Source organism: Virgisporangium aliadipatigenens, assembly GCF_016863615.1.
GTDB lineage: Bacteria > Actinomycetota > Actinomycetes > Mycobacteriales > Micromonosporaceae > Virgisporangium > Virgisporangium aliadipatigenens.
On the sequence record NZ_BOPF01000010.1, the window covers coordinates 163,257 to 188,584 of the forward strand.

Annotated in this window: 23 protein-coding genes; 8 read left to right on the forward strand and 15 right to left on the reverse strand. The window is 71.5% G+C overall.

Going from position 1 to position 25,328, the window contains the following annotated elements; translation table 11 throughout:
• Window positions 1-9: 9 nt before the first annotated feature.
• Entirely contained in the window at window positions 10-2,757 is a 2,748-nt protein-coding gene (locus tag Val02_RS16560; protein ID WP_203899962.1) for an AbfB domain-containing protein, read from the forward strand.
• 16 nt (window positions 2,758-2,773) lie between these two features.
• Here the strand turns inward: Val02_RS16560 and Val02_RS16565 are convergent, their stop codons facing one another.
• The 4 genes from Val02_RS16565 to Val02_RS16580 all read right to left on the reverse strand — a co-directional run bounded on the left by Val02_RS16565 (window position 2,774) and on the right by Val02_RS16580 (window position 5,452).
• Window positions 2,774-3,829, reverse strand: a complete 1,056-nt coding sequence (locus tag Val02_RS16565) for an NAD-dependent epimerase/dehydratase family protein (RefSeq protein WP_203899963.1) — start codon at window positions 3,827-3,829, stop codon at window positions 2,774-2,776.
• A gap of 106 nt (window positions 3,830-3,935) precedes the next feature.
• Window positions 3,936-4,502: a Uma2 family endonuclease gene (locus Val02_RS16570; RefSeq protein ID WP_203899964.1), complete on the reverse strand. Its 567-nt coding sequence runs from the start codon at window positions 4,500-4,502 to the stop codon at window positions 3,936-3,938.
• Window positions 4,503-4,572: 70 nt separating this feature from the next.
• Window positions 4,573-5,001: a VOC family protein gene (locus Val02_RS16575; protein WP_203899965.1), complete on the reverse strand. Its 429-nt coding sequence runs from the start codon at window positions 4,999-5,001 to the stop codon at window positions 4,573-4,575.
• Between the two features lie 10 nt (window positions 5,002-5,011).
• On the reverse strand, window positions 5,012-5,452 hold the full coding sequence (locus Val02_RS16580; RefSeq protein WP_203899966.1) for a helix-turn-helix transcriptional regulator: 441 nt from the start codon (window positions 5,450-5,452) through the stop codon (window positions 5,012-5,014).
• Window positions 5,453-5,488: 36 nt separating this feature from the next.
• On the opposite strand from Val02_RS16580, the gene Val02_RS16585 reads away from it, so the two are divergent.
• On the forward strand, window positions 5,489-6,247 hold the full coding sequence (locus Val02_RS16585) for a ZIP family metal transporter (protein ID WP_203899967.1): 759 nt from the start codon (window positions 5,489-5,491) through the stop codon (window positions 6,245-6,247).
• Here the strand turns inward: Val02_RS16585 and Val02_RS16590 are convergent.
• The 3 genes from Val02_RS16590 to Val02_RS16600 are packed head-to-tail and all read right to left on the reverse strand — an operon-like array spanning window position 6,244 to window position 9,054.
• Window positions 6,244-7,059, reverse strand: a complete 816-nt coding sequence (locus Val02_RS16590; RefSeq protein WP_203899968.1) for an enoyl-CoA hydratase — start codon at window positions 7,057-7,059, stop codon at window positions 6,244-6,246. The two genes, Val02_RS16585 and Val02_RS16590, sit on opposite strands and share 4 nt — an antisense overlap.
• 4 nt (window positions 7,060-7,063) lie before the next feature.
• Complete coding sequence (locus tag Val02_RS16595) at window positions 7,064-8,530, reverse strand: peptide MFS transporter (RefSeq protein ID WP_239153016.1); 1,467 nt, start codon at window positions 8,528-8,530, stop codon at window positions 7,064-7,066.
• 20 nt (window positions 8,531-8,550) lie between these two features.
• Window positions 8,551-9,054 carry a DinB family protein gene (locus Val02_RS16600; RefSeq protein ID WP_203899969.1) on the reverse strand — a complete coding sequence of 168 codons (504 nt, stop codon included), beginning with the start codon at window positions 9,052-9,054 and terminating at the stop codon, window positions 8,551-8,553.
• A gap of 61 nt (window positions 9,055-9,115) precedes the next feature.
• Here Val02_RS16600 and Val02_RS16605 point away from each other — a divergent pair, with 61 nt between their 5' ends.
• The 3 genes from Val02_RS16605 to Val02_RS16615 all read left to right on the forward strand — a co-directional run bounded on the left by Val02_RS16605 (window position 9,116) and on the right by Val02_RS16615 (window position 11,874).
• Complete coding sequence (locus tag Val02_RS16605; protein WP_203899970.1) at window positions 9,116-10,525, forward strand: hypothetical protein; 1,410 nt, start codon at window positions 9,116-9,118, stop codon at window positions 10,523-10,525.
• Between the two features lie 90 nt (window positions 10,526-10,615).
• Window positions 10,616-10,954, forward strand: a complete 339-nt coding sequence (locus tag Val02_RS16610; protein WP_203899971.1) for an STAS domain-containing protein — start codon at window positions 10,616-10,618, stop codon at window positions 10,952-10,954.
• A gap of 23 nt (window positions 10,955-10,977) precedes the next feature.
• Window positions 10,978-11,874 carry an anti-sigma factor RsbA family regulatory protein gene (locus tag Val02_RS16615; protein ID WP_239153017.1) on the forward strand — a complete coding sequence of 299 codons (897 nt, stop codon included), beginning with the start codon at window positions 10,978-10,980 and terminating at the stop codon, window positions 11,872-11,874.
• Between the two features lie 88 nt (window positions 11,875-11,962).
• On the opposite strand, the gene Val02_RS16620 is transcribed toward Val02_RS16615, so the two are convergent.
• On the reverse strand, window positions 11,963-12,787 hold the full coding sequence (locus Val02_RS16620; RefSeq protein WP_203899973.1) for an alpha/beta fold hydrolase: 825 nt from the start codon (window positions 12,785-12,787) through the stop codon (window positions 11,963-11,965).
• 40 nt (window positions 12,788-12,827) lie between these two features.
• Between Val02_RS16620 and Val02_RS16625 the strand changes: the two genes are divergently transcribed.
• Entirely contained in the window at window positions 12,828-13,403 is a 576-nt protein-coding gene (locus Val02_RS16625; protein ID WP_203899974.1) for a TetR/AcrR family transcriptional regulator, read from the forward strand.
• A gap of 18 nt (window positions 13,404-13,421) precedes the next feature.
• The gene (locus tag Val02_RS16630; protein ID WP_203899975.1) at window positions 13,422-14,378 is read left to right on the forward strand and encodes a zinc-binding dehydrogenase; all 957 of its coding nucleotides are present in this window, start codon (window positions 13,422-13,424) and stop codon (window positions 14,376-14,378) included.
• Here the strand turns inward: Val02_RS16630 and Val02_RS16635 are convergent.
• From Val02_RS16635 to Val02_RS16660, 6 genes are all read right to left on the reverse strand, one after another.
• On the reverse strand, window positions 14,362-14,703 hold the full coding sequence (locus Val02_RS16635; protein ID WP_203899976.1) for an ArsR/SmtB family transcription factor: 342 nt from the start codon (window positions 14,701-14,703) through the stop codon (window positions 14,362-14,364). The genes Val02_RS16630 and Val02_RS16635 overlap by 17 nt on opposite strands.
• 37 nt (window positions 14,704-14,740) lie before the next feature.
• Window positions 14,741-15,511 carry a M23 family metallopeptidase gene (locus Val02_RS16640; RefSeq protein WP_239153019.1) on the reverse strand — a complete coding sequence of 257 codons (771 nt, stop codon included), beginning with the start codon at window positions 15,509-15,511 and terminating at the stop codon, window positions 14,741-14,743.
• Between the two features lie 18 nt (window positions 15,512-15,529).
• A complete protein-coding gene (locus Val02_RS16645; protein WP_203899977.1) occupies window positions 15,530-16,033 on the reverse strand; it encodes a hypothetical protein in 504 nt (167 codons plus the stop codon).
• A gap of 81 nt (window positions 16,034-16,114) precedes the next feature.
• Window positions 16,115-17,728 carry a beta-1,3-glucanase family protein gene (locus Val02_RS47385; RefSeq protein WP_239153021.1) on the reverse strand — a complete coding sequence of 538 codons (1,614 nt, stop codon included), beginning with the start codon at window positions 17,726-17,728 and terminating at the stop codon, window positions 16,115-16,117.
• A gap of 247 nt (window positions 17,729-17,975) precedes the next feature.
• Entirely contained in the window at window positions 17,976-22,286 is a 4,311-nt protein-coding gene (locus tag Val02_RS16655; protein WP_203899978.1) for a choice-of-anchor D domain-containing protein, read from the reverse strand.
• Between the two features lie 282 nt (window positions 22,287-22,568).
• The gene (locus Val02_RS16660) at window positions 22,569-23,198 is read right to left on the reverse strand and encodes a hypothetical protein (protein ID WP_203899979.1); all 630 of its coding nucleotides are present in this window, start codon (window positions 23,196-23,198) and stop codon (window positions 22,569-22,571) included.
• Window positions 23,199-23,244: 46 nt separating this feature from the next.
• Between Val02_RS16660 and Val02_RS48210 the strand changes: the two genes are divergently transcribed.
• Complete coding sequence (locus Val02_RS48210) at window positions 23,245-24,792, forward strand: hypothetical protein (protein WP_203899980.1); 1,548 nt, start codon at window positions 23,245-23,247, stop codon at window positions 24,790-24,792.
• Here Val02_RS48210 and Val02_RS16670 read toward each other — a convergent pair.
• Window positions 24,789-25,283 carry a DUF305 domain-containing protein gene (locus Val02_RS16670; RefSeq protein WP_239153023.1) on the reverse strand — a complete coding sequence of 165 codons (495 nt, stop codon included), beginning with the start codon at window positions 25,281-25,283 and terminating at the stop codon, window positions 24,789-24,791. The genes Val02_RS48210 and Val02_RS16670 overlap by 4 nt on opposite strands.
• Between the last annotated feature and the right edge of the window lie 45 nt (window positions 25,284-25,328).

The following is a 25,328-nucleotide window of genomic DNA, read 5'->3' on the forward strand; positions in this document are numbered from 1 at the left end:
GGAGCACACATGTCCAAACACCCCCTCCGAACACTCCTCGCCGCGGCGGTCGTCGCGGCCGGGGTGCTCGTACCCTCCGATCCGGTGTCCGCCGCACCCACCTGGACACCGAAGACCCCGCCGCTCACCACCCCGTGGACGAGCGAGGTCTCGCCGACCAACGCCCTGCCGGAGTACCCGCGGCCGCAGCTGACCCGCGGCGAGTGGCAGAACCTCAACGGGGTGTGGGAGTTCGCGTCCGCGCCCAACCTGAACACGCCGCCGTTCAACCGGACGCTCGGTGAAGCGGTCCTCGTGCCGTACCCGATCGAGAGTGCGCTGTCCGGGATCCAGCGCCACGAGAACAACATGTGGTACAAGCGCACGTTCGCGCTGCCGGCCAACTGGACGGGCCGCCGAATCAATCTCAACTTCGGCGCCGTCACGTGGGAGACCCGCGTCTGGGTCAACGGGCTCGAGATCGGCCGGCACACCGGCGGGTTCGACGCCTTCACGTTCGACATCACGTCGGCGCTGCGCCCCGGCAACAACGAACTGATCGTGGGCGTCAACTCGCCGGTCGACGCCGCCAAGATCCCGATCGGCAAGCAGCGCCTGCAGCCGAACGGCATCTGGTACACGCCCGCTTCCGGCATCTGGCAGACCGTCTGGATCGAGCCGGTCAACTCCGCACACATCACCCGTCTCGACACCACTCCGGATGTTCCCTCAAGTGCTTTGGATCTTGTCGTGCAGGCCAAGGCCCCGGCGGGCCAGCAGGTCCGCGCGGAGGTCCTTTCCGGGGGAACTGTGGTCGGCACCGCGACCGGCGCGGTCGGCTCGCACCTGCGGATCCCGATCCCGAACCAACACCTGTGGGAGCCCGCGGACCCCTTCCTGTACCAGCTGCGGGTCTCCCTGATCGGCACCGGCGGCGGTGACACCGTCGGCGGCTACTTCGGGCAGCGCTCGGTCGGCAAGGCCATGATCGGCGGGGTCATGCGCCCCACCCTGAACGGCAAGTTCGTCTACCAGCTCGGCACCCTCGACCAGGGCTACTGGCCGGACGGCATCTACACCGCGCCGACCGACGAGGCGCTCGCCTCCGACCTGGTGCGCCAGAAGGAACTCGGCTTCAACATGGTCCGCAAGCACATCAAGGTCGAACCGGCGCGCTGGTTCTACCACGCGGACCGGCTCGGGCTGATGGTGTGGCAGGACATGCCGGCCCTGAACAACAACGACCGGGACCCGCCGCAGTACGCGCGCACCAACTTCGAGTCCGAGCTGACCCGCATGATCAACCAGCTCAAGGGCATCACCTCGATCGTGCAGTGGGTGCCGTTCAACGAGGGCTGGGGCGAATACGAAGCGGGCCGCATCGCCGACCTCGTGAAGAACCTCGACCCGACCCGCCTGGTCAACCACAACAGCGGCTCGAACTGCTGCGACTCCGACCCCGACCCGGGCAACGGCGACATCATCGACGACCACTGGTACCAGGCACCGGGCAACACCCGGCTGCCCGACGCCAACCGCGTGGCGGTCCTCGGCGAGTACGGCGGCCTCGGCCGGCGCATCGAGGGCCACGAGTGGCAGCCCGGGGCCGGCTTCGCCTACGGCGCGCTGTACCCGGACGAGAAGTCGCTGACCGACCGGTACGTGCAGATCACCACGCAGGTCAAGGACCTGATCCACGGGCGGGGCCTGTCGGCGTCGGTCTACACCGAGCCGTACGACCTCGAGAACGAGATCAACGGCTTCTACACCTACGACCGCCGCATCCTCAAGATGGACGCGAACCGGGTGCGCGCCATGCACCAGGCGATGTTCGACACGGCGCGCGGGCTCGGGCTGAGCACCGGCGGGATGGTCGCGCTCAAGGTCACCACCAGCGGCTACACCGATCGCTACCTGCGCCACCGGGACGGGGCCGCCCGCACCGACGTGATCAGCAACGCCTCGCCGGACCAGGACCGCAAGGACACCACGTTCTGGCTGCGGCCCGGGCTCTCGGACTCGAACTGCTACTCGTTCGAGGCGCGCACCGCCGCGGGCTCCTTCCTGCGCCACTCCGGTGCGCAGGTGGTGCTGGCGGCGAACGACGGGTCGGCGCAGTTCGCCGGCGACGCCACGTTCTGCGTGCGGGAGGGCAGGGCCGGCGGCGGTTCGACGTTCGAGTCGGCCAACCAGCCGGGCACGTTCCTGCGGCACCGCAACGAGCAGGTGTACGTCGAGGCGCCCACCGGCGGAGCCTTCGACGCCGATGCGACCTGGGCGGTGCAGAGCCCGCTGTGGCGCAGCGGCACCGACCTGCCGCTCGACCAGGCGCGGTCGTTCCAGGTGACCACGCCCGGCTACACCGACCGTTACCTGCGGCACCAGAGCGCCCTGGCCCGCACCGACGTGGTGAACGCCGGCAGCGACGCCCTGCTCAAGGCGGACGCCACGTTCGTCGTCCGGCGCGGGCTCAGCGACAGCAGCTGCTACTCGTTCGAGTCGAAGAACTTCCCCGGCCAGTACCTGCGGCACGCCAACTCGCGGGTGCGGCTCAACCCGAACGACAACTCGCAGCTGTTCCGGGACGACGCCACGTTCTGCGCGTTCGACGGGCTGTCCGGGGTGGAACTGCGGTCGATCAACATCGCCGGCACGAAGGTGCGGCACTACGCCGCCGAGGTGTGGATCGCCGCGAACGGCGGGTCGAACGCGTACGACTCGCCGGTCTCGTACGCCGAGGACACCAGTTGGGGGGTCGTGGCGCCCTGGGCTCCCTGACCTCGTCAGATCCTCGCTAGACGGAGCCGCCCTGTTCGCTGCCACAAGCGGTGAGCAGGGCGGCCTCCCTGTCCGGGTCGAGGCCGACGCGGGTGCGGCTCGGACGGCCCGCGCGCGTCGGCACCTCGCCGGCGTCGCAGAGCCAGGCCCAGGTGTCGGCCACCGTCTCGGCGAACGGCCGGCAGCGCAGCCCCGCCGCGTGCGCCCGGGTCGCGTCGCCGGTGTGCAGCCAGCGGTACGGGTGCCCCTCCGGGACCCAGACCGGCAGCTCGTTCCACGGCTCGACGCCGTGTGCCAGCAGGGCGTCGGGCTCGACGAAGCGCAGCGCCGCGCGGTTGTCGGTGACGGCGACGCAGTGCGCGAGGAGTTCGCCCATCGTGGTGTGTCCCGGGTGGCTGTGCACGTTGAACGTCCCGGACAGGCGGGCGGCGCCGCGTTCCAGGATCCAGCCGGCGAGGTCGCGCACGTCGAGGCACTGCAACGGCAGGTCCGGCGGCCCCGGCGCGAGCATGTCGCCGCCCCGCGCGGCGCGCAGCAGCCACCACGGCAGGCGGCCGATGTCCTCGCCCGGCCCCAGGATGAGGCCCGCCCGAGCGATCAACGCCCGCTCCCCGAACGCCTGCAGCACGGCCAACTCCGCTCCGGACTTCATCCGCGCGTAGTCCCCGTCGTCGTCATCGGGTGCGCCGTCGACGACTGGCGCGTTCTCGTCGGCGCCGTGCTCGACCGGTTCCCGGTACACCGAACGGCTCGACACGTAGGCGTAGTGCGCGGCCGAGTCCCGCAACGTCCGCACCGCCGACAGCACGTGTTTCGGGGCGCCGTCCCAGGTGTCGACCACCAGGTCCCAGTAGGCGGAACCGTTGCCGGCCGGCCGGCCGGTCAGCGGCCGCAGCCCGCCGGGAGCGGTCCGGTCGCCGCGCAGCCGCAGCGCGCCCTCGGGGACGGAGCCGTGCAGCCCCCGGTTGAACACCGTGACCGACCAGCCCCGTCTCAGCCCCTCGGCGACGATCGCGCCCCCGACGAACCCGCCCCCGCCCAGAACCAGAATCCGCCGCGCATCAGACGTCACCGATCCACTGTGACCGACGGACCGCGCCGTGCGATGGATCTCCGCGCCGAGGCCGAGGATGAGCCTCGGACAAATACCCGACTATCCACCTGAAACGGACAGCGACTCAGTCGAAGTCGAGCAGGTCCGAGACCACGATCCGACACGGGAACGGATCGTCGAACTCGAGCGTTTCGCCGCTCTTGGCGGCCGCGTGCTCGACGTAGTGCTCGCCGTCGAGCCGCAGCAGCCGCAGGGTGATCGAGTCGTAGTCCGGTAGCACGGGGTCGGCCAGCAGATACCAAGGAATCCCCGCCTTGGCGTAGAGCTGCACCTTGATGAGGCGGTCGTCGGCACCGTTGGTCGAGACGACCTCGGTGACGAGCCGCACCTCCGACGCCTCCGCCACGAGACCGAGCGGGTCGGTGTCGGCCACGACGATGTCCGGGATGACGATCCGCCCTGTCTGGAGGCGGACGTTGATTGCCTCGTAGGTACGAAGGCCGGCCGCGCGGGCGCCTGGTCGCATCGCCATCCACAGCAAGGAGGAAATCTCCTGATGCGGTTTGGTCGGTGCGGGACTCAAGAGCAGGCTCCCGTCGATCAGTTCGAACCGGTTTTGGGTCTCGCCGAGCGCGAAGTACTCGGCCTCGGTCCATGGACCGAGGTGGGCGTCATCGAGTGCGGCGGTCATCGGCGGGTCACCTCCGGACGGGAATGCTGCCACGAGTCTCCCATGCGTGCTGCCCCGTGGACGGTCCCCGCTAGGCGAAGTCCGCGGATGTGAAGGGGCGCTTCTCGACGATGACGAGCCAGTTGCCGCTGTTGTCGCGCAGCACCGCCTCGACGCCGTACGGCCGGTCGGCGGGCTCCTGGATGAAGACCACGCCCTTGGCGCTCAGTTCCTCGAACGTCTTGCGGCAGTCGTCGACCGCCAGGCCGAGCCCGCCCATGCCGCCCTTCTCCAACTGCCGCCGCACGAACGCCGCCGCCTCCTCGTCCAGCGGCGGGCCGGGCACCATGAGCGTGACCTCCAGTTCGGGCTGGCTGGGGTGCCTGATCGTGACCCAGCGGAAGCCCTCACCCATGGTGATGTCGACGGCGGTCTCGAAGCCGAGCGTGTTGACGTAGAAGTCCAGCGCCTTGTCCTGGTCGAGGACGTACACGGTGACCAGGGAGATGTTCGTAATCATGGGCTGGACGTTACCGTCCGTCGTCGGCCGGGGGCTTCGCCGAAATTGCTGTTCCGCCCGGGTCGAGTGCGCCGCGCATGAACAGCCAGCAGCCGGGCACGTGCGGGCCGCCGCGCGCCGCCCAGCGGTCCCGGTACGCCGTCGGGCTCTCGCCCACCAGCAGCGTGAACCGCCGGGAGAAGGCGCCGAGGCTGGCGAAGCCCACCAGCATGCAGATCTCGGTGACCGTGAGGTTGGCGTGGCGCAGCAGGTCCTGGGCGCGTTCGATGCGGCGGCGGGTCAGGTAGCGCATCGGCGTCTCGCCGTAGGTCGCCTCGAACGTGCGCACGAAGTGGAACTTGGACACGCCGGCCACCCGCGCGACGGCGTCGAGGTCGAGCGGCTCGCGGTAGTGCCGGTCGATGTGGTCGTGCGCCCGGCGCAGGTGCGGCAGCAGACCGAGCGTCGCCATGGTTACCACCCCCGCAGGTTAGGGCATAGTCACGCCATGCCGGGATGGATGCAGGCGGGTGGGTGGGGACTGCTCGCCGGGTCGTCGCTGTTGATCGGTGCGCTCGTCGGATTCTTCGTGAACGTGCCGCGCCGGCTCGTGGCGGCGGTCATGGCGTTCGGGGCGGGCGTGCTGATCTCGGCGGTGTCGTTCGAACTCGTCGCCGACGCGCACGAACGCGCCGGGCTGCCACCCGTGGTGCTCGGTGCCGTCGCGGGTGCGCTCGTCTACACGTCCTGCAACGCGCTGCTCGCCCGGCGGGGCGCGCGGCACCGCAAGCGTTCGACCGGGCAGCCGGCCGAGGACGACGCGGGCGGATCGGGAACGGCCATCGCGCTCGGTGCGCTGCTGGACGGCGTGCCCGAGTCGGTCGTGATCGGCGCGAGCCTGCTGGCGGCCGCCGGCGGAGAGGCCGGCGTCTCGATCGCCACCGTGGCGGCCGTGTTCATCAGCAACGTGCCGGAAGGGCTGTCGAGCGCCGCGGGCATGAAGCGGGCGCGCCGCACCCCGGGGTACGTCTTCGGGCTGTGGGGCGGCATCGCGCTGGTCAGCGGGGCGGCGGCGGTGGTCGGGTTCGCGCTGCCGGGCGGTGTGGGGGCGGCCGGGCTGGCCGGGATCATGGCGTTCGCCGCGGGGGCGATGCTGGCGATGATCGCCGACACCATGATCCCGGAGGCCTTCGACGACGCCCGGCTCTACACCGGGCTCGTGACGGTGCTCGGGTTCCTGATCGCCTTTGCGTTCTCCAGCCGTTAGGCGCCGAATTTCGGGGCGCGCTTCTCCACGAAGGCCCGCGCGGCCTCGCGATGGTCGGCGGTGTCGAACGTGCGCTGGTGGTGGATGGCCTCCAGGTCGAGATAGTCGGCGAGGCCGACCTCCTCGGCGCGGTTGAGGTTCTCCTTCATGTACCGGATGGCCGTCGCCGGGCCGTCGGCGATGCGCCTGACCCGTTCCATCGCGTGCTTTTGCAGGTCTGCCGCGGGGAAGACGGCATTGAGCAGGCCGAGCCGCTGGGCCTCGGCGGCGTCCAGGACCTCGGAGAGGTAGTAGAGCTCGCGGGCGACGGCGGTGCCGACCAGGCGCGACATCAGCCACCCGCCGCCGAAGTCGCCGGCGAGGCCCACCTTGGCGAACGCCGTGGTGAGCACGGCCGTGTCCGCCGCGTAGCGCAGGTCGCAGGCGAGGGCCAGGGAGAGTCCCGCGCCGGCGGCGGGTCCGGGGAGGACGGCGACGGTCGGCTTGGTCAGCTCCCACAGTCGCAGGGTGGTGCTGCGGTGCTTGACCCGCTGGAAGCGCAGCCGCTCCTCGAACGACGACGACCACGCCTCGTCGGTGCGCGTGGCGAAGTCCTTCACGTCGCCGCCGGCGCAGAATGCCCCGCCGGCGCCGGTCAGCACGACGACGCGCACGGCAGGGTCGTCGTCGACCTCGTTGAGGGCGCTGCCGAGCGCGGTGAGCATGTCCATGCTGAACGCGTTGCGCCGCTCCGGGCGGCACATGGTCAGGACGGCGACGCCGTCGTCGACGGTGGCGGTGAGGTGCGGGGTACCGGTCTCGAGTGGGGCCATGCCCCTATCGAACCCCCTCCATGAGCCGTTTGATAAGGGGTGTCAGGGCAGCGAGCAGGACGCCGAGCGCGATCGCCACCGCACCCAGCACGCCGAAGTAGACCGCCTCGTGCTCCTCGGAGTAGTAGCCGGCGAGCGTTCCCGACGCGGCGGTGCCGAGCGCCACCGACAGGAAGAACAGCGCCACCATCTGCGTGTGGAACGCCTTCGGCGCCAGCTTCGTCGACAGCGACAGCCCGACCGGGGAGAGCAGCAGTTCCGCGAGCGTGAACACGAACAGGATCCCGATCAGCGCCAGCAGCGGCGCGCTGTTCGGACCGCCGCCCGCCAGCGGCAGGAACAGCAGGAACGCCACACCCATGATCACCGTTCCGGCGGCGAACTTCGCGGGCGTCGACGGCTGGCGCGAACCGAGCCGGGTCCACAGGGCGGTGAAGACGCCGGCGAGCAGGATGATGAAGACCGGATTGATCGACTGCACCCACGACACCGGCATCTCCCAGCCGAACAGCTCCCGGTCCAGCCGCTTGTCCGAGTAGATCGTCACCACCGTGAACTGCTGCTGGTACAGCGACCAGAACGCCGCGCTCGCCAGGAACAGCGGGATGAACGCGAGCACCCGACGGCGTTCGACGCGATCCAGAGCCCCGCTCGTCAGGATCACCGCGAAGTAGCCGATCGCCGCGACGGCGCTGGCCACGACGACGATCGTGGAGAGCCGGTCGGCGGGGATCTTTTTTGATGCCACCGCGATGCCGAGGATCACCGCGATCCCGATCCCGATGCCGACCGCGAGCGGCCTCCTCTCACGAGGCAGTGGATTCGGCACCTCGCGCGCCGACGGTGGCAGCGCCCGCCGGCCGAACGCGTACTGCGTCAGCCCGGCCGCCATGCCGACGGCCGCCAGCCCGAAGCCCGCGTGGAAGCCCCACGACTTCTGGGCCAGGCCGGTGAGCAGCGGCCCGACCAGTGCGCCGACGTTGACGCCGAGGTAGAACAGCGAGAAGCCGGCGTCGCGGCGTTCGTCCTCCGGCGCGTACAGCGTGCCGACGAGCGCGGTCGCGTTGGCCTTCACGCCGCCGCTGCCGACCGCTACGAGCACCAGCCCGACGCCGACGCCCACCACGCCCGGGATCAGTGCCAGCGCGATGTGCCCCGCCATGACCAGCAGCGCGCTGAGGAACAGGACCCGTTCGGAGCCGAGGACGCGGTCGGCCAGCCAGGCGCCCAGGATCGTCGACAGGTACACCGTGCCGCCGTACGCGCCGACGATGCTGGTCGCCGTCGACTCGGCGATGCCGAGGCCGCCGTCGGAGGCCGCGTAGTAGAGGTAGATGAGCAGGATGCCCTGCATGCCGTAGAACGAGAAGCGTTCCCACAACTCCACCCCGAAGAGCGTGGCGAGCGGCCACGGCTGGCCGAAGAAAGTCCGTCTGCGCCGCTGCGTCGCTACATCGACCATTCTCGTCATGTCCCCGCTTTGCGGGGAAACTATGCGCCGGTGACCCCGTCGGCCTGTTCGCGCAGGATGTCGATGTGGCCGTTGTGCCGGGCGGTCTCCTCGATGAGATGCAGGATGATCCAGCGCAGCGTCACGTGCCGGCCCTGGCTGATCGGCTTCTGCGCGGTGCTGTCCAGCTCGGACTCGCTGATCAACGCGTCGTAGCGGGCGGCCTGGGCCTCGTACTCGTCGAGCAGCGTCGACAGCGGCGCGTCGAGCCGGTACGTCATCTCCCGGTCCGGCTCCTCCTCGGTCCACGGCCCCTCGTCGGGCTTGCCGAGATACACGGTCTCGAACCAGGAGTACTCGACCCAGCGCAGGTGACTGACCAGGCCGGAGATCGACGTCAGCGGTGAGGTGGGCAGCGGTGCCCGGCGGGCCAGTTCGTCGGAGAGGCCCTCGCACTTGGCACGTACCGTGGCGCGCACATAGCCGAGCATCGCGGTGAGCGTGGCGCGCTCGTCCCAGGTCGTGGGGACGTCTGTTCTCGTCATGCCCGTCTACGTAGCATGTCGCACGGCGTTCGCACATCTGAATAGATCACGGGGGATTGACATGGACGCACCTCCTCAAAAGGTCGTCGCGCTGGCGGGCAGCCGCGGCCTCGGCGCGCACACGCACACCCGCAAGGGCGAGAACCCGCTCGGCAACCTGCTCTTCTGCATCGTCGGCGCGGCCGTCCTCTTCGGACTGTCGGCACTCGCCGCCTGGATCACGAAGCTGACCGAGATCAGGGCCATCGGCATCCTGACCATCCTGCTGGCGCTCGGCGGCCTCTTCGCCTTCGCGTTCGGCTTCTTCATGCTGATGCGCGGCTTCTCCGCCCTCTACGTGTTCCAGAGCGGCGTCGTCTGGACCCAGAACGGCAGCGCGCAGTCCGCGACCTGGGGCGAACTGGAGTCGCTCACCATCGCGCGGATCGGCGAGGACGGGGAGCCGCACGGCGGCGCGCTGGTGACCCTCGACGGCCGGTCGATCCAGTTCGTCACCCGCATGGAGGAGGGGCGCGACCCGCTGGTCGAACACCTCACGGCCGCCATGCGCCACTTCGGGCGGCCGGTCCTCGACACCGGCGACGGCCCCGAGCAGTCGGTGTACCAGCCGGAGACGTCGCTGCAGAACCTGACGCTCGCCCGGATCTGCGCGGTCGGTGGGGTCATCGGGTCGATCGCGCTCGCCGTGCTGCTGCACGTCGCGGGGTTGCCGGGGCCGCTGTCGGCGATCATCGGGCCGTTCCTCGTGGGTCTCGGGGTGATCGCGGTCGGCGTCTTCATCGACCCGCGGGTGGTGCGCGCCGGGCAGGTCTTCATCGGGGTCTCGTTCCTGGTCGTGCTCCTCGTCGTGATCAAGGTGTTCCCGTACAACGGGTTCCTCGAGGCAGGCGTGGTGCTGGCGATCGAGGGCATCATCGTGGCGGTGTTCCGGAAGGTGTGGGTGAAGCTGCCGATGCCCCGGAAGGTCGGGGCGCGACAGAAGCTCGCACGGCGCAACGGATGGGCGTTCGTGCCGGAGGCCACCGTGCCGGTCGGTGGGCCGCAGACCGTCACCCGGCTCTTCGGGGTGCCCACCGGCGCCGCGCACACGACCGGGCATGCCGTCGTGTCGGGATCGGCCAACGCGATGACGTTCACCGTGTACGACCGGCTGCGTCGGCCGCCGCGCATGACGGACCGGATCCAGACGGTGTGGGTGGTGCACCTGCCGATGGCGCTGCCGTTCGTGTCGTCGCGCGACATCGTGCAGGGCAGCGGCGACGAGGCCACCCGCGCGATCGCCACGCCGCAACTGGTGCACGCGCTGCAGGCCGGTGCGTTGCCGGAGTTCTGGATCGAGGGGCCGTTCCTCTACTCCACGCAACTGGGGCTGCCGCCCGGCGCGATCGGACCCCGCGTCGACGCGCTCACCCGCACGGCCGTAGCACTTCCCTGGCCTGCGCTGCAACGGTTTGCCCGGAGCTTGACCTGAATCGAGTGACGTGGGCCGGTGGCAGGGTTGACAGCGTTACCGACTGTTAGCGTGTCCCGGAGTCAACGCGGACCGTGACGGGAGGCTGATGTGCCCGGCGACCAGGTTCTCGTCGCAGCGGCCGTTCCGGGAAACACCGGGATCGGGTTGACCCTCGTCGGGGACTTCGACCTCACGTCACGCCCGTGCCTCGAGGCCGCGCTGGAGAACCTGCGTGACGCCGACGCCGACCTGCACGTCGACCTGTCCGGGGTGACGTTCGTCGACGTGGGCAGCCTCGCGGTGCTGACGGCGGCCTGCCGCACGCTGCCCGACGGCCGGCGGATGTTCCTGCACTCGCCGTCGCCGCAGGTGCGCCGGGCGATCGACTTCCTGTGGCCGAGTCTCGGCGGGCTCGAAATCGTGATGGCGGTAGGCGGGGGAACATGACGGGACGTTGCGATCATCCGGCGTTGTTCTATCGCGGTTGGGCGGACTACCTGGCCGGTACGGTGCCGTTCATCCGGGACGGGCTGGCGGCCGACCAGCGCGTGGCGGTCGCCGTGCCCGGGCCCAACCTCGCGGTGCTGCGCTCCGCGCTCGGCGGTGACGCGGGGCGCGTGCACATGCTGGACATGAACGAGGTGGGCCGCAACCCGGGGCGGATCATCCCCGGCGTGTTGCGCGCGTTCGCCGACGAGGGAACGGACACCGGGCGGGTGCGCATCGTCGGCGAACCGATCTGGCCGGGGCGCACCGATGTGGAGTATCCGGCGTGCGTGCAGCACGAGGCGCTGATCAACCGCGCGTTCGAGGGACGCGACGTGACGATCCTCTGCCCGTACCACGCCGCCGAACTGGCACCCGAGGTGCTGGCCGACGCCGAGGCCACGCATCCGGTGCTGGTCGATCGCGAGGGTGTGCGGGTCAGCGACGCGTTCGCGCCCGAGGAGATGGTCGACCGGTACAACCGGCCGCTGCCCCCACCGCCCGGCGACTGCGCCACGCTCCGGTTCGACGTCGACGGGTTGGCGGCGGTGCGGCGGTTCGTGTCCGGGCACGCGGTCGCGGCCGGGCTGTCCGAGTGGCGCGCCGGCGATCTCGCGATGGCCGTCAACGAACTCGCCACCAACAGCGTGGTGCACGGCGGGGGCGCCGGCACCGTGCGGACCTGGGCGGAGACCGGGCACGTCGTGTGCGAGACGGCCGATCCGGGGTGGATCACGGATCCGCTGGTCGGCCGGCAGCCGGTACCGCCGGACGGCGTGGGCGGCCGCGGGCTGCTGCTGGTCAACGAGCTGGCCGACCTGGTCCGGATGCACAGCGCCGCCACGGGCACGACGGTCCGCGTCTACGTCCGCCGGGGCTAGCCACGCGTCGATCTTGCAGTTGTGGTTGGGGACGCCGCGGGGCAGAACCGGGAGTCCCGGGCGCCACAACTGCAAGATCGCCGAAGCTCTAGCCGGTGAGAATCCGGTCCACGACGTCCGGGCGGTCCAGGCGGAGAGCGTGGCCGGCGCCCGGCACGATCTCCACCCGGCCGTGCGGCAGCAGCGCCGCCCGATCGGCCGCCCGCACCGCGTCGAACGCCGCGCTCCGCGCCCCGAGCAGCACGGTCACCGGCACCGTGATCCGTCGCAGCGAGGCGTCGTCCAGCACCGCCGGCGGCCGGATGCCCTGCTTGAACCCGACCGCCGCCAGGCTCACCCGCCGCAGCCCGTCCTCGCGCAGCGCGCCGGCGGTCAGCCACGTGGCGGCCCGGTGCCGAACGGGTCGCGGCGCCAGCGCGGCCGACCCGCACGCCACGATCCACACGTAGAACCGTTTGCGCAGCGGCACCAGCCCGATCGGGTCGAGAACCGTGAGCGAGGCGACCCGCCCGGGCCAGCGCGCGGCGACGTTGAGCGCGAGCCAGCCGCCGTAGGACTCGCCGACGAGGTGCGCCCGGTCGAGCCCGAGCCCATCGAGCACGCCGTCGAGCCAGGCGGCGCTGTCGTCGGGGCCACTGATCGGCGCGTGCTGAACGCTGCGCCCGGCGTCGCCGAGGGTGTCGATCGCGTACACGGGTCGGGAGTCACCGAGGAGTCGCGCGGTCGGGTACCAGGCGACGGCGTTGCTGCCCCAGCCGTGCAGCAGGACGACGGGTTCGCCGGTGGCGGGGCCGAGGCGCAGGCCGCGTGTCACCCCGAACGGGCCGGCGACCTCGAAGGACGCGTGAGGCGGCCAGAGCGCGTCCAGGGCGGCGGAGTAGGCGGCCAGAAATCGTTCGCGGTCGAAGCGCATATCTTTATGGTGCACGTGCACCATAAAGTACGCTACCCCCGTGCCGAAGAAGGTCGACCACGAGCAGCGCCGACAGGAGATCGCCGCCGCCGTCTGGCGGATCGCCGCCGAGCGCGGTCTCCCCGCCGCCACGCTCCGGGAGGTCGCCGCGACGGCCGGCGTCTCCATGCGGCTCGTCCAGTACTACTTCGGCACCACCGCGCGGATGCGCCGGTACGCGCTCGACCTGATCACCGCCCGCGCCGCCGAACGCATGCGGGCCCGCCTCGCGGCGATCGACCCCACGCCGGAGGCGATCGTCCGCGCCTGCCTGCTCGAACTCCTGCCGAGCGACGACGACAGCCGTCTGATGACGAGGGTGCACGCGGCGTACCACGCGGCCGCCCTGCACGACCCCGACCTCGCACCCGACGGGGACGACCCGGGCGGCCTCCTCGAACGGGCCCTCGCGACCCAGTTGGCGCACGCGGAACACCCGACGCTGGAGGCGCGTGGGCTCGCCGCGATGATGGCCGGCCTCACGCCGGCCGTTCTGCTCGGGCGGTACACCGTCGAGGAGGCGACCGCCGTCGTCGAACACCACCTGACGAGACTGTTTGACCTCAAGCGCGGTTGATGTTGTCGGATCGGGGCCATGCGTGCGGTGTGGTTGACGACGTTCGGTGGTCCCGAGGTGCTCGTGGCGGGCGACGCGCCCGATCCGGAGCCGGGTCCGGGCGAGGTGCTGGTGGACGTGGCGTACGCCAACATCACGTTCGTCGAGACGATGTTCCGGCGCACCGGGTTCGGGCCGTTCACCGGTGAGCCGCCGCTGATCCCGGGCAACGGCGTGGGCGGGATCGTCGCCGCGGTGGGGGACGGGGTCGACCGTGGGCTCGTCGGCCGGCGGGTCGTCACGACGACGGGCGGCTCAGGCGGGTACGCGGAGCGGGTTTCGGTGCCGGTGGGCGGGCTCATCGACGTTCCCCCGGAAATCTCCTTGGACAGCGCGACCGCGCTGCTGGCCGACGGGCGCACGGCGCTGATGCTGATGCGGGCGGCGGCCCCGCGGCCCGGCGCGTGGGTCCTGGTCGAGGCGGCGGCCGGGGGAGTGGGGTCGCAGCTGGTGCAGCTCGCGCGGGCGGCCGGGGCGCGGGTCGTGGCGGCGGCCGGCGGCGCGCGGAAGATCGCGCTCGCCCGCGACCTCGGCGCCGACGCGGCCGTGGACTACACGGCCGAGGGCTGGACCGCGGCGGTGCGGGAGACGGCCGGCGGGCTCGACGTGGTCTTCGACGGGGTCGGCGGGGCAATCGGACGGGCCGCGTTCGACCTGCTCGGGCCGGGCGGCCGGTTCGTCTCGTTCGGGCTCGCGAGCGGCGCCTGGCCCGAGCTGCCCGACAGGCCCGAGGTCACCGTCGTGCGCGGGCCGTTCGGGACCCCTCAGGAGATCCCCGGGTTCTCCCGGCGCGCGCTCGCGGAGGCGGCCGCGGGCCGGTTGCGCCCCGTGATCGGTCAGGTCTTTCCGATGGAACGGGCAGCCGATGCACACGCCGCGATAGAGACGCGCACCAGCGTCGGTAAGACCCTGCTGGAGATCACTCCCCGGCGCTGAGCCGGCGCTGCCGCTTCCCCCGGGCCAGCTCGGTGCCGAGGGCGTCGAAGTGCGGCACCCAGAACCGGCGGAACGTGTCGAGCCACGAGTCGACCTCGCGCAACGGCGCGGGGTCGACCGCGTACAGCCGCCGCGTCCCCTCCGCCCGCACCACCGCGAACCCGTTGTCCCGCAACACCTTCAGGTGCTGGGACACGGCCGGCTGGGTGATCCCGAACTCGGCCTGCACCACCGCGCTCACCTCACCGGCGGGCCGTTCGCCGTCGGCGAGCAGCTCGAGGATGCGGCGGCGCACCGGATCACCGAGAACGTCGAACGCGTGCACGCCACCACGTTAACAGTGCCGGCTTATATATAGCGGTTTAGTAGCCGGCCGGGGCCTTCTGCGGGCAGCCGTTCGTCTTCTCCCAGGCGGCCAACTCCTCGACCGGCGACTTGTTGCCCCCGGACTTCCACGAGTCGAGGTACGACCACGGCCAGATCACGCCCCGCCGGGTCCACCAGTCGCCGGTGGTCATGCACTTGGGGGAGAGCCCGAAGTGGATGTGGCACGCGCCGGCGTCACCGGTGCGGCCCACGATCGCGATCGGCTGCCCGGCGCGCACCCGCACGCCCGGCTGGATCTCCTGGTTGATCGACTGGTAGTGCGAGCCGTAGTAGCGCACCCCGTCGTCGCCGAGGATCGACACGTACAGGCCGCCGCGCGTGGAGCCCTCGTTGACCTTCTTGTCGAACCGGTCCGTCCGGTCGACCTCCAGCACCACGCCGTCGGTCACGGACAGGGCGGTGGCCCCGCACGCCGTGATGATGTCGCTCGCCGGGTAGTCGTGGTGCTCGCGGGCGTAGCCGTACTTCGCGCCGGTCACCGGGAACACCCGCTTGAGGTCCTTCGGCGGCGCGCTGCTGGCGGCCGGGCTCGGCGCGGCGGACGACGGCTGCGGGGACGGCGGGGACGGCGGGGACGGCGCCTCGCTTGACGGCGCGGCCCCGGCGGGCTGGCCCGTGGCGGCGGGTTTGTCCTCGCCGCCACAGGCGGTGAAGGTGACCAGTGCGCAGAGTGCGAGCGCGGCGGCGCGGATGCTTCTCGACAGGGCTCCGACCTCTTCCTCGCTCGGGTCGCGGACCTGGGCCACCTTAGCCCTGTTGGCGCATCATGCGCAGCCGCACGTGTAGTACACGATGTCCCAGTGCCGCCCTTCGTTGGTGTAGAGGTTGCCCGACGCGGCCCGGAACTGGTGGCCCCAGCCCTCCTGCATGCCCATGTCGGCGAACTTCGCGGTGATGTAGCGGTCGACGCAGTCGTTGCGGCGGATGTCGAGCTTGAAGCCGTTCCAGTGGCTGTAGGTGCCGGCGGCGTGGCCCGTCTCGGTGCCGCCGGTGAGGTGGATCGGGCAGCCGCTGGCCCGCTTCAGCGTCTTCACGCCGGTGACGGTGCTCTGCCGGATGCTGGTGAACGAGGTGCAGCGGGGGTTGTCGCGGTCGTCGCACCTACCGCTGGACGACCAGGTGATGCCGGCGGCGCGGAACTGGTGCGCCGCCTGCGCGTGGGTCAGGAAACTTGCGCGGCTGTCGGCGGCGTCGGCGGGCAGGACGGTCAGTCCGAGACCCAACGCGACGGCGCTGAGGAGTAACAGCACACGTGGGATGGCACGCATGTGGGGGATGCTAGGCGGGCAAAAAGCCGAAAACGGCGGAGTCCGTGAACCACGGGACATTCCGCCGTTTTCGCCAGTACGTTATTTGCCGAACTGCACCCAGTTGACGTTCACGAAGTCGGCCGGCTGGCCACTGGTGAAGGTCAGGAAGACCTCGTGCACGCCGGTCGTGTTGGCGAGGCCGCCCGGGACGGTCCGCCAGGACTGCCAGCCGCCCGTGTTGCCGATCGCGAGCGTGCCCACCGGTGCGGCGTTCCTGCTGTCGAGGCGCACCTCCACCAGGCCGGAGACGCCGGCACCCGCCCCGGACGCCGCCCGGATCTGGAACTGCTTCGCCGGCGCCGTGCCGAAGTCGATCCGGCCGAGCGAGATCCAGTCGCCGTTCGACACGTAGGCGACGTTGCGGCCGCCCTCGGAGCAGTTCTCGGTCTGCGTGCCGCCCTGCGCCACGAACGACTCCGCCTCGATCCGCGCGTACGCGCTGCGGGTGGCGCCACCGGTCGGCGAGGACGTCGTCGGCGGCGGCACCACGATGATCGGCGATCCGGTCGGGGCGGCGGTCGGGCCCGGGTTGGGGTTGCCCGCCCCGAACGGCGTCAGCCGCACCTCGATCGACGCCGGCCGCTCGTCCTGGATGTACGAGGCGAAGTCCACCACGTCGTCGTAGGCGAAGCCGTACGACTTCCCGTCGGCGTGGTTCGCGTGCAGGATCCGCGAGAAGTGGTTGGAGATCGGCGCCTTGTAGAACGTCGACGGGTCAGTCGTCGGCTGGTTGGGGTGACTGACCAGCGTGCTGCGGTTGAACCCGGCACCGAGCACCGCGCCGACCGGGCCGGTGACGCCGTCGTTCGGCGAGACCAGCGCGCCGTCGCAGAAGAGCACGTCGGTCGTGGTCGGCTTGCCGAAGGAGGCCACCCCGCCGTCGAACGTCAGCCGCCCGCCGTTGACCCGACCGGTGAACGTGCCCCGGTTGGTGGTGATCTTCAGGTCGGTGGTGGCGTACTTGGCCCACACCTCGTTGATGTACGCGTCGTAGTAGTTCGCCGGGAAGAGGCCGGCGCCGATGCCGTGACCGGGCGAGATGATCCGCAGGTTGTCCCCGATGACCAGCCGGTTGAACGTCGGCTCGGCCCGCATCGCCGCGAAGATCTTGTCGCGCCCGCCGTCGACCAGCGCGCCGGTGCTCTGCGTGCGCGCACCCGTGAGCTTGATGGCCATCGGCACGCTGAACATGTCCACGTTGGTGGTGTTGCAGAACATGCCGGCGTCGCTGTACGTGAACTCCCAGCAGTCGTGCAGCACGTTGAAGCTCGGGTCGGCGGAGACCCACGCCGCCGGATACTGCAGCGCCGGCTTGCCGTTGCCGTCGGCGACCACCTTGAACTTCAGCTGCCCGTTGATCGAGAAGTACACCCGGCCGGACATCTTCGGCAGCGCGAACGACGTGGCAGCGGTGCCGGCCGCCAGCGGCACGGAGAGGTCGGCGAAGCCGTCGGGGCCGTTGTCCGACAGCGCCGCCGGGGTGAAGACGCCGGGCGACTTCACGAAGCCCTGCCGGCCGGTCGAGAGTTCGGTGCCGACGATGTACATCTTGATCGCGCTGTTGGCGAACTTGCCGGTCTGGTTGAGCACGCTCATCGACAGGCCGGCGGCGGCCTCGGCGCGGTTGTTCAGTGCCGAGAAGAGCACGGGCACGCTGACGGCGGTGGCGCCGGCTGCCGCGAATCCGAGAAATGCGCGCCGAGTGGCTCGTCTGCTGGGCAAGGTGAAGCCTCCGGGGGTGGTCCGATGAGTGCTGAGAGCGCTCTCGCAGGGGAGCGGCCCGGAGATCTTGGCTCCGGTACCGCCACCCTGTCAAAGCCACCTTTAAAGGCGCATTAAACGCGGATCACTAGGCTCTTTAATAGCTTTCCGCGATCCCTTGAACACCTTCCGCGGGTACTCAATAGCTGATGTGCAGGTCCTTCACGGCGTGCACGTCGGTCACCCCGCCGCACGAACCGGAGAATCCGAGCAGCGCGTTGGCCGGCACCGGGACCGCCACCTCGATCACCTGAACGCTGTCGATCTTCACCTTCAGCGTCCCGGCCGCGTCGACGAAGACCTCCACGTGATGCGTGCCCGCGCGCAGGTTCGGCACGTTCGTGGAACGGGCCGCGTACTGCAGCGCGCCGGGTGTGCCGCCGGTGGCGACGCCGACGAAGTTGCTCGACGGGTCGCCCTGCTGCGCGAAGGTCACGAACGTCACCGCCACGCCCGGCAGCCCCGCGTAACCGAGCCCGCCGCCGCCCTGGCCCAGCGCATTCGCATTGGTGCGCGCCGGGTCCAGCAGCATGAACGTCATCCCGTCCGCACCGGAGCCGCCGCCGATCTCCGTGGTGAACTCCGCGTACAGCCGGCCCGTCGGCACCGGGGTGCCGTAGATCGCCGTACCGGTCGCGCCCACCGTCGCCGGCGTCAGCTGGATGCGGTTGCCGGACGCCGTCGTCGAACCGTTGTACGTCCAGGCCTGCTGCGGCGGCACCGGCACCACCGGCGCACCCGGCAGGATCGTGACGTTCGAGACGGTGTGGTGGTCGAAGAAGCCGCCCGTCCCACCGGAGAACCCGGCGTACGCCGTGCGGGTCAGCGACGGCACCTCCGCGCTCAGCAGCGGGATGCCGTCCACCGTCAGGCTCACCGTCTTGCCGGTCACCCGCACGATCGCGTTGTGGTTGCCCTGCCGCAGCTCGGGAACGCTCGCGCTGGTGTTGGTGGCCAGCCAGACGAGGTTGCCGTTCGGGGCGTGCGTCGCGATGCCCACCCAGTTGTAGGACTCGATCACGCCCGCCTGCGGATACGACACGAACGCCACCGACACCCCGCCGAGGCCGGCCACGCCCAGCCCACCACCGGCCGGACCGACCCGCGCCGGGCCGCCGGCGGCCGGGTCCAGCAGCGAGAACGTCATCCCGTCCGCACCGTTGCCGCCACCCATGCTGGTGGTGAACGACGCCGCCAGCCCGTCCGTCTGCACCGCGTCCGACCAGAACGCCGCACCGGCCTTCTCCTGCTGGGCGGGCGTCAGCACCAGGTTGGCGCCGTCCATCGTCGCCGAACCGCCGAGGTGCCACTGCTTGCCCGGCTTCGGCGCGACGGTCGCACCCGAGGAGAGCTGAACGTCGCGCACCGCGTGCCGGTCGTAGGCCCCACCCGTGCCGGCCGTCAGCCCGACGCGCACCGTCGGCGGAAGCGTGACCGTGCGCTGGATGCGCTGCACGCCGTCGACCCAGACGGTCAGCACGTTGTTGACCACCGTCACCCGGACCGCCCGCGAGGTGCCGCGCAGCGCGGGCACGTTCGTCGTGGTCTGCAGGTAGACCAGGTCGCTGCCGACCGAGTGCGCGATGCCGACGAAGTTCGCCGACGGGTCGCCGGTGCTCTGGTAGGTGTCGAGCGTGACGGCGATGCCCTTGAGCGCCCCGAACCCGAGCGCGCTGCCGCCGCCACCCAGGCTGTACTGCGTCGTCGCCGACGGGTCGAGCAGCGACAGCGTCATGCCGTCACCGCCCGAGCCGCCACCGATGTCGGCGGTGAAACTCGCGGAGAGGCCGTTCGTGGCGAGCGGCGTCGAGAAGATGACGCTGCCGGCCTTGGCACGGTCGGCCGGGGTCAGCACGATGTCGTTCGCGTTGATCTGGGCGCTGCCGTTGGCGAACCACGCGCCGTTGCCGACGCTCGGGAGCGCGCTGCCGCTGCGGGAGGCGACACCCGTGCCGCTCATCGAGATGTGCCGCGGGCCGTGGCCGTCGTCCGCGGTGATCAGGTAGTCGCCCGTGACGTTCCCCAGCGAACCGGGTTGGAATCTGATCTGGACCTCGACGTACTGGTCGGGGCTGATCACGGTGCCCTCGGGCAACGGCGAGTCCACGACGAACGGCGCGGTCGGCGCGCCCGCCTTGGTGATCGTCAGGTTGATGTTGCCGGTGTTGGTGAAGCGCAGCGTCCGCGTCGCCGCCGCGCCGAGCGGCACCTCACCGAAGGAGAGCGACCCGGGCGAGACCGTCAGTTCCGGGTTTCCGGTCACCCCACGACCATTCAGCGGAACGGTGGCCGCACCGTCCACACTGGACAGACTTAGCTCGGCGCTCTTCGCCTCCGCGGTAGTGGGGCTGAACGTGACGGCCACCGTCACCGACTGCCCGGGCGCCACCACGGCACCCGTCGCCGGCAGCCCGCTCACCGAGAACGGCGCCGCCGGACTGCCCGCCGCCGTCACCGTCGCGTCCGAGGTGCCGGTGTTCGTGAAGCTCGTCGTCAGCGTCTTGCTCGACCCGACGGCGATGTCCCCGAAGTCCAGCTGCGGCGGCGACGCGGTGAAGCCCGCGCGGATCCCGTTGCCGTGCAGGCCGAAGCCGACCGTCTCCGGCACGCCGGCGTGCGTCACCCCGAAGTTCAGCGTGCCCGTGACCGAGCCCGGAGCCGTCGGCGAGAACGTCGCGTCGACCGTGATCTTCTGGCCGGCGGTGAGCGTGACGGGCAGCGCCGGCTGCGTTCCGTTCACGGTGAAGGGCCCGGTGTTGGTGACGCTGTTGACCGTCACCGTGCGGGTGGCGGTCGCCGTGATCTTCGCCGTGCCGGTGGTGCCCACGGTCACGTTCCCGAACGTCGTCTGCACCCCCGACAGCGGCGACGTCGTCGGCTGCCCGAACCCGTACAGGTAGCCGTCGCGGGTGCCCACGTACACGCGGCCGTTCGAGGACGCCGGCGTGCTGAACTTCGTCGCCGTGCCGATCGGGAAGCAGCGCAGCAGGTTGACCCGGTTGTTCGACGGGATCGCGTCGTAGGCGCAGAGCTTGCCGTCGGCGCCGTTCGGGCCGGCGACCTGCACCACCCAGACCGTCGCCGAGCCGGGCGTCGTCCCGTCCGACGTCACGATCGGGGAACCCGACGTGTAGCCGAAGATCTCGGCCGTGTTACCCGCCAGGCTGAACGCCGGCTTCCCCTGCCCGTCGAGTCCGTACCTGAAGGCGAGCATGGTGTTGGCGTTCTGCACGGCGTAGACGTAACCGCCCTGGCCGCCGTAGACCGCGGGACGGCCCCACATGCCGCTGTACGGGCCGAGCGTCTGCACCACCTTGTCGGTGCCGCCCGCCCCCTGCGAACGCCCGCCGAGATCGTCGCGGTTCAGCACGAACAGCCGGCCGTCCTTGCCCATGACGACCATCAGGTTGGGCGTCGCCGCCGTGCCGAAGAACTCGCCGGGCAGGCCGACCGGACCACCCGAGCCGAGGTCCTGGAAGTTGGTGTTGAGCGTGGGGGCGTTCGACGGGCTGAAGAAGTCCTGCGCGGAGATCGTGCCGTCGGCGCCGACGCCCAGCCGCACGACCGCCTCGCCGAGGGTCGCGGGCGGCGCGTTGCCCGGGCCGACCGGCGGCACCACCCCGTTGCCCGTCGACACGAACATCCGACCCGCGCCGTCGGAGACGATGCCGCCGCCGCCCTGCCAGATGCCGGCACCCTGGTCGCTCGGCCCGGTCTGCGTCGCCCACACGTCCTGGTCCCGCGTGGTGGTGTTCACGCCGACGACCCAGCCGTTGTAGAGGCCGTAGCCGCACTGGCTGCCGAACGCCAGGTACACGGCGCCGTTCATCAGCAGCAGGCCGGGGCGCTGGTTGACGTCCTTGCCGTTGAACGGGTGGTTGGGGTCGTTCGGCGGGGTGCCGGCGATCAGCACCGGCCAGCCCGTGCGCTCGGCACCGGTCTGGGCGTCGAGCGCGTGCAGGTACCAGTTCGGGTGCAGCAGGTCCGGGCCGTCGTTGACCTTCGTGCTGACGTAGTAGGTCTGCGTCGCCGGGTCGTAGACACCCGTGGCGGTGTTGCCCAGGTTGGGTGTCAGGTCGGCGCAGCCGATCGCGCTCGCCGGCCAGGGCGGGCCGAAGTCCCGGCTCCACTTGACCGCGCCGGTCGTGGCGTCCAGGCCGTAGACCTTGTCGTTCTCGGTGCCGACGAGCACCGTGTTGCCGACCACGATCGGCTGCGCGTACACCTGCCCGTCGAGGTGCGTCGCGAACAGCTGCCCGAAGTTGCTACCGGTCACAGTGGACGGTGTGAGGCCCGGTTCGGCGCGGTCCCAGCCGGTGCGCAGGTCGTCCTGGGCGTTGGTGTACACGTCCGCCGGTGCCGCGGTCGGCGTGACAGCGATGGCGCCCGCGGCGAGCGCGAGAGTCAGCAGCCCCCGACCGCAGAACGTGCGCAGCTTTGTCGACGGCATGAGATTCCCCCCGGGCACAGATGGACGCGGATGCCTCCGCGGCGCGAAACGCTACTGCATATAGAGGGTCTTCGGGAGGGCGGATCAGGTGGAGATCGATGTCGGCCGGCTGCGCCGCATTGCTATTTTGGTGAACGTGAGTGAAGGCACGGGCGGGCGCCCCGGCGGGGACGAACGCCGGGAGCCTTCGCCGCATCCGTTGTACGGCCAGCAGGCGTCGCCGCCGCCGGCTCCCACGTCTCCCGCGCCGGGCGGTCAGCCGACGTTGCCCGCGCCGCCGGTCTATCCGATCTCCGCGCCGCCGACCTCGGTCCCGCCGGCGCCACCGCCGCCGGAGTCCGCGCCGGGGTCCTTTCCGCCGCCCGCCTTTCCGCCGCCTTCCTTCCCCGGGCCTCTGGGGCCGCCGGCTTCGGGGCCGCACGCGGCCGGGGCACCGGCTCCTTTCCCACCGGCTCCTTTCCCACCGCCGCCCCCCGGTCCGTCGGCTGGTGGGCCGGCCGGCTCCTTTCCGCCGCCGTCGGGCCCTCCTGCGGGCTCCTTCCCGCCCGCGGGTGGGGCGCAGCAGGTGAGTGGGCCGCCCGGCTCCTTCCCGCCGGCCGGTGGGGCGCAGCCCACGAGCGGGCCGCCGACGAGTGGGCCGCCGGTGAGCGGTCCGCCTGCCAGCGGTCCGCCCGCGACCGGGACGGCGCGGGTGTACGTGCCGCCGCCGCGTCCCGGTGAGTCGCCGTGGGCCGGTGCGCCGCCGGCCTCGGGCGGGTCGGCGCCCGGCGGATATCCGGTCCCGGGCGAGGGGCCGTGGTCCGGGGCGCCCACATCCGGCGGGGCGGGGCCCACGTCGGGCGCGCCCACCTCGGGAATGCCCGCCTCCGGGCCGCCCTCCTCCGCGGCGCCCACGTCTGGAGCCGCGCCCACCTCCGGGGTGCCCGGGCAGGGAGGACGGCCCTATGGCTCGGCCTCAGTGCCCCCGGCCTCGTCCGCGCAGGGTGGCTTCACGCTGCCGCAGCAGGGCGGTTATCCGCCGCCGCACGGCGGTTTCCCACCGGCCCAGGGCGGATCCGGCTCGCAGGGCGGCTTCGCGCCGGGGCCGGGCGGATCCGAGTCGCAGGGCGGGTATCCGCCGCCGCAGGGTGGATCCGGCTCGCAGGGCGGATTCGGTGCGCCGTCCCCGCAGGGCGGTCCGCCGCCCGGCCAGGGCGGGCCCGGGGCGCAGGGCGGCTTCCCTCCGGCCTCGCCGCAGGACGGCTCGCCCGCGCAGGGCGGTTTCGCGCCCGGGTCGGGTGGCTCGTCGTCGGATCCACCGCGGCGCGGCGCGTTTCCGCTCTATCAGGGCTCGTTCCCGCCGGCGCCGCACGAGCCGGATCCCGCCTACCGGGGCGGCGTCCCCGGAGGGCCGGACCCGGCGCACCCGGGAGCCTTCCCGCCGCCGCAGGGCGCATACGCCCCCGCCCCGCCGCACGGCGATCCCGCACCGCCCGGCGGTTTCCCGCCGGGGCCGCCGCCCGCCGATCCGGCCGCACACGGGGGCTTCCGGCCCGCCGATCCCGCGCCGTTCGGCGGTTTCCCGGCGACCCCGCCCGTCGATCCGGCGCAGTACGCCGCCGTCCCGACCGCCGATCCCGGCCAGCGGGGCGGGTTCCCACCCGCCGGCGCGCCGCCGCACGGCGGTTTCCCGCCGGCCGATCCCGGCCAGCACGGCTTCCCGCCGAATGATCCGGGGCAGCACGGTTTCGCGCCGGCCGACCCGGCTGCGCACGGCGGCTTCTCCTACGCGCCGCAGCAGGATCCGCAGGCGGATCCCGCGCAGCAGGGCTGGACGAGCTACCCGGCCGAGCCGGACCCCGGCGGCTGGCAGCCGCGCATCGAGCCGACCGAGCCGGGTTCCCGCCGCACCCTGATCCTGGGGATCGTCGCCGGTGCGGTGGTCGTTCTGCTGCTGCTGAGTGTCGGGGGGTTCTTCCTGTTCGGCACCGGTGACGACCCGAAGGACCCGCCGAAGGGGCCGTCGACCGCGGCCGCCTCCCCGGCGCCGTCCGTGGGCACCTCGGCCGACCAGGCGAAGTTCCCGGCGGAGCTGCGGCCGTTTGCCGACTCGTGGCTGCCCCGCGTGCGCAACTGCACCCGGCATGACGACTCGGGCGGCCCGACGCTGGGCGACGGCGAGGTCGTGCGCATCTTCTGCCAGAGTTCCGCGATGGACGTGTACTTCGTGCAGTACGCCTCGGTCGAGGAACGCGACAAGGCCCGCGAGCGCCGCGTGCGTCAGGCGAGCGACAATGCGGCGCTGGTTCCCGGGCTGGAGGCGCCGTCCAAGAAGCGCACCTCGTCGGGCAACTCCGAGGGCGACTATCTGGAGTACGGGTTCAAGGTCGACGACGGGCGGGTCTTCGCCGGCCTCTGGTGGGACGACACCTCCAAGCCGGTCGCCGGCTTCGTGGTCGCCAACTGGAAGGACCAGGCCGGCGGCTCCTGGCAACCGGTGCGGGACCTCTGGAAGGAAAACAGCTAGCCGCTGACGATCTCGCGCATGCGGGCGATCTCGATGGACTGTTCGGCCACGATCGAGGTGGCCAGCTCGTCGATCTGCTGGTTCTTGCCGACCTTCAGCACGTCCGTGGCCATCTTCAGGGCCCCCTCGTGATGCGCCGACATCATCGCCACGAACCGCCTGTCGAACTCCGCCCCGGACAGGGCCGCCAGCGCCCTGATCGCCTCGGGCGTCTGCATGCCGGCCATCGTGGTGTGGTCGTGGCCGCCGCGCGGATCGTCCACGGGCAGCTTCCGGAACTCCAGCCAGCCCTTCATCAGCGTGATCTCGGGCAGCTGTGCGCCACGGATGCGTTCGGCCACGGCGAGGACCTGCGGGTTGCCGGCCCGGCCCTGGGCCAGGGTGGCCATCTGCACGGCCTGCCCGTGGTGAACGATCATCATCCGCACGAACGTCACGTCGAGCTGGTTGTACACCGATCCGTCGGGCGCGGTGACGTCGTCGGAGTCCACGACGGCCCCTGACTCGCCGGGACGGCCGGGCAGCACGACAGGTAT